Source organism: Pseudopedobacter sp., from assembly GCF_040392825.1.
Classification (GTDB): domain Bacteria; phylum Bacteroidota; class Bacteroidia; order Sphingobacteriales; family Sphingobacteriaceae; genus Pseudopedobacter.
The window spans coordinates 1-3,975 of sequence record NZ_JBEBVH010000322.1; the positions used below are offsets into that span (position 1 = coordinate 1).

The 3,975-nt window shown below is 35.1% G+C and carries 5 protein-coding genes and 1 tRNA gene; 4 read left to right on the top strand and 2 right to left on the bottom strand.

All coding sequences use genetic code 11. The features are described from left to right. Positions 1-83: 83 nt before the first annotated feature. Positions 84-320, bottom strand: a complete 237-nt coding sequence (locus tag ABWO41_RS16250) for a hypothetical protein (RefSeq protein ID WP_353140286.1) — start codon at positions 318-320, stop codon at positions 84-86. 51 nt (positions 321-371) lie between these two features. Next, the gene (locus ABWO41_RS16255) at positions 372-848 is read right to left on the bottom strand and encodes an Lrp/AsnC ligand binding domain-containing protein (RefSeq protein WP_353140294.1); all 477 of its coding nucleotides are present in this window, start codon (positions 846-848) and stop codon (positions 372-374) included. Between the two features lie 502 nt (positions 849-1,350). Here ABWO41_RS16255 and ABWO41_RS16260 point away from each other — a divergent pair. The 4 genes from ABWO41_RS16260 (at position 1,351) to ABWO41_RS16275 (ending at position 3,864) form a co-directional block, all read left to right on the top strand. Beyond that, complete coding sequence (locus tag ABWO41_RS16260) at positions 1,351-1,857, top strand: DinB family protein (RefSeq protein WP_353140288.1); 507 nt, start codon at positions 1,351-1,353, stop codon at positions 1,855-1,857. Positions 1,858-2,161: 304 nt separating this feature from the next. Next, positions 2,162-2,273: transfer RNA gene (locus ABWO41_RS16265), tRNA-Asp, on the top strand. A gap of 836 nt (positions 2,274-3,109) precedes the next feature. Then, positions 3,110-3,448 carry a TM2 domain-containing protein gene (locus ABWO41_RS16270; protein WP_353140290.1) on the top strand — a complete coding sequence of 113 codons (339 nt, stop codon included), beginning with the start codon at positions 3,110-3,112 and terminating at the stop codon, positions 3,446-3,448. Then, on the top strand, positions 3,448-3,864 hold the full coding sequence (locus tag ABWO41_RS16275) for a DUF2752 domain-containing protein (protein WP_353140292.1): 417 nt from the start codon (positions 3,448-3,450) through the stop codon (positions 3,862-3,864). Before ABWO41_RS16270 ends, ABWO41_RS16275 begins: the two co-directional genes overlap by 1 nt. The last annotated feature ends 111 nt before the right edge of the window (positions 3,865-3,975 follow it).

Below are 3,975 nucleotides of genomic sequence, written 5' to 3' on the forward strand. Positions count from 1 at the left end.
GTTTAAATAAAATAGGAGGCTGTCTTGAAAATCAAATTATTGTGTTTAATTTTTCAAGACAGCCTCATTTTGAATATTCACCTTTAATCGTCAGTCTGAGGATGAGTAGGCTTATTTTCAATTGCAGGTTCATTTTTTAAACCTTCAAATTGCTTGTCCTTATTCCCGTTTTTTTCTTTATAAGAGCCGGAACCTTTATCGTCCAGATTTTCTTTCCTACGTTCGGCTTCTTTACTGGCTCTTTCCATTTGTTCCTTTACACGGGCGTCTACATGCTGTTGGTTAGGACCAGACTCCCATTTTTTTTCTTTGCTTTCCATAAATTTGGCTCCGATGTTTTGATAAAAATCAGCTCAAACATCCTGCCAAGCTTACTTCAGGGTAATCTGTCTCTTTATACTTTCTTCCAGAGAAATAATTGTTTCTGTACGCTGTATACCCGGAATAGCCTGAATCTCTTCGTTTAGAACTTTACGTAAATGTGCTGTATCTCTACAAATTACCTTTGCAAACATAGAATATGCTCCTGTACAATAATGAAGCTCTACAACTTCTTTAACGTCTCTCAGCTTTTCTACCGCCTCGTTATAGGTAGATCCTTTTTCAAGAAAAATCCCCAGGAAAGCACAAATATCATAACCCACTTTTTGCGGGTCAATAATCAAATTAGACCCTTTAATGATTCCCATGTCCTGCATCTTCTTCATACGGACGTGAATGGTACCACCGGAGACAATTAATTCCTTGGCAATTTCTGTATATGCAGTAGTTGCATCGTTCATCAAAATAGAAAGTATTTCGATGTCTAGATTATCAATTTCTAAATTTGAACGGGATTTATCAACCATATTTTCGCTATTCACTAATACCTAACAATATTAAATAAAAAAATAGTAAAAATTAAAATATTTTATTGAAATATTTGTAACGTAACATTTTTCAAACTATCTTTGTAGCATAATAGCAAAGTGAGATAACTCTCTAAGCTATAGTGATTTGAAATACTGTAGAGTGGTGAAATTGGCAGACACTCCTCCTTTTGGTGGTGAAGATAAGGGAAATAACCGCAAGGTGAAATAACTGCTTCATGTAGGTTCGAACCCTACCCCTACAGCCCTTTCGTTTAATTTAGGTTTATAATTGGTTAGTTTAAGCTCGATTCTCCCCGTTTCGAGCTTATTCATTTTAAGCACTTTGGTTTAGACCTAACAACATCTGTGCACTAAGAGCATCATGGAAATCTCTAAAAGAACATATTACCGGTTTCTCTCTACTAGTTTTATATATAAATACGCCAAACTTTTTATAACAGCATATGTTTTAAGATTGACTTAATCACAATTTACCGATATGATACTAGAACAATGGATTGGAGAATTTGAGCAAGAGGTTCTTAATACGAGGAAGTTGCTCCAGGCTATACCCCAAAAAGATATCAGATATAGACCTTCAGATATATCCTGGACAATGGGAGAGTTGGCTCAGCATATCGCAACTATATACTACTGGTACGTAGGCACACTCGATCAGGACGTATATGACCTGGCTTCCGACGATCTTGAACGCGGAGACCCTAATGATATTCAAGCTACCTTGTCTTTGTTCGAAAGCAACGTAGAGAAAGCCCGGGCGGCATTAACCGCACTAACAGAAGATAAGCTAACAGCTAACTGGATAATGAAAGTTGGTGAAAAGACAGTTCTTGGTCCTATGCCACGTGTTGTAGTAGCCCGAGGATTTCTTTTCAACCATTTATACCATCACAGAGGTGAAATGATCATGTACCTTCGCGCAACAGGAAACAGGGTACCGGGACTCTATGGACCAACATATGAGGACAGTCTGAACAAACAATAGCAAAAGACAATAGTATTTTATAATTAAAAGCGAATAATATATCTCACAGGCTCTACAAAAGCTCTTAGATTAAATAAAGGTAGTTCTAAACTGAGTAAACGCCATTCTATTACCATTTCTTAAATTTCCAATGAATTCAAAAACCTAAAAATATCATTTTAACAACATACATCATTATTTATTAACAAAATAATAAAAATAAAATTATTTTATTGAAATATTTGCAAGATATTCTTATTGTTTTTACATTTGTAATGTTCTTCAACGGTAGAGAGCGAGTCTCGGGAAGAATAAACTGATATACTGTAGGGTGGTGAAATTGGCAGACACACCTCCTTGTCTCGGTGGCGAAGGCTCGGGAAATAGCCGCAAGGTGAAATAACCACTTCGTGTAGGTTCGACTCCTACCCCTACAGCCCTTTCGTTTAATTTAGGTTTATAATTGGTTAGTTTAAGCATCCCTCTCCCCGTCGGATGCTTAACTTTTTTATAGACAGTTTATGCATTAAAAAAAATTACCCCCCGAGATTTTTGCAGCAAAAGCCTATTTTCAGGCACATTAACGCATTGATGCAAATTGATGCCACTAGAATCATCTTAAATCATGCATCATCACCTTATAAAGGCACATTTGATCAGTACTTCGTAATATGAAATTTGAGTAACAACGATTAATTTTAACCATCCGCTTAACCCTAAACAATCGTTATATTCAATTTATTTAGAGATTCACGTTATTGTCCCTCTTTTTATTAGGTATTTTAGCTAGTAACAGCCAACATTTTAATTAAAAAACGTGGACTCAAATTAGAATAATCATAGCATATAGCTGTATTCATAGAGATCAATTAAGATGTTAATTAAAGAAAATGACGTCGGGAAATGACACAAAACAATTGCTTATAGCGCCATGTATGTAGCTCCGAGTAAACGTTTTTTCGAAACAAAGCAAAAACAAATAGTACAAGAGAGCTAATACACAGGCTATTCTCAGATTAATAGAAGTGATAATTATTTTCTTTATTATTTTGAGTATTACGTATTTTAAATATCTTTATGAATGCCAATTGCGTTGTTCATATGGAAGTAAGTTAATTTACGCAATATTATTGCTGAGCACATCTATTAAGTGGTGACATTACTTTTAACCAATAGGATTTATATATAATAACAAATGGAGGCCGAACTATACTAAAAGGGGTATAATCGAAAACTATACGAATAAGACAATTTAAAACTCAAAAAACAAAAAATGGATGCACAAAAAGTCGACATGTTCATTATGACAAACGGAAAATTCTTTGAAGGTCATCAAATGAATATGATTAGAGAAAGGTTACTTGCACTTGATGATTCAAAATGGGCAATGCTGTCTACCACTCAATTCAAAGATCCAACAACTACACTTATTGTTTCAATCTTAGCAGGCAGTTTAGGAATAGACCGATTTATGATTGGCGACACAGGCCTTGGAATTGGTAAACTTCTAACATGTGGCGGTTTGGGCATCTGGGCCATTATTGACTGGTTCATGATACAAAAGGCAACAAGAGAAAAGAACATGCAAAAAATTCAACAATTTTTGTATTAATGACACTCGACAGGGGCAGGCTGTATTCAATATTACTTATAGCATGTTTAGCAGGGTATATTTGGCTTTACTTTAGCATAACAAAAAACTTCACTGAAAATAAATCAGTAGAAGTATGCTTAATAAAACACATAACAAATGTACCCTGCCCTTCCTGTGGTTCAACCCGTTCTATTATTTCATTGATTAAAGGCGATTTAATTGGCGCATTAAATTTAAACCCTCTCGGCTACATTATCGCCATCATTATGGTTGTTGCTCCCACATGGATACTTACAGACCTCTTCCTGAGAAGCAACACATTATTTGATTTTTATAAAAAAACAGAAACATTTCTAAGAAAACGGAAATACGCAATTCCTTTGATATTGCTTGTCATCATCAATTGGATCTGGAATATCATTAAAGGACTATGATACACATAAAAAAATTCGATTATGACCTAAATGAACATGAAGCAGAAGCAGCTTCGGGCAGTTATTTGATGTCTCTAATTGCAATTATGGTTGGACTTCCCTTACCCATAG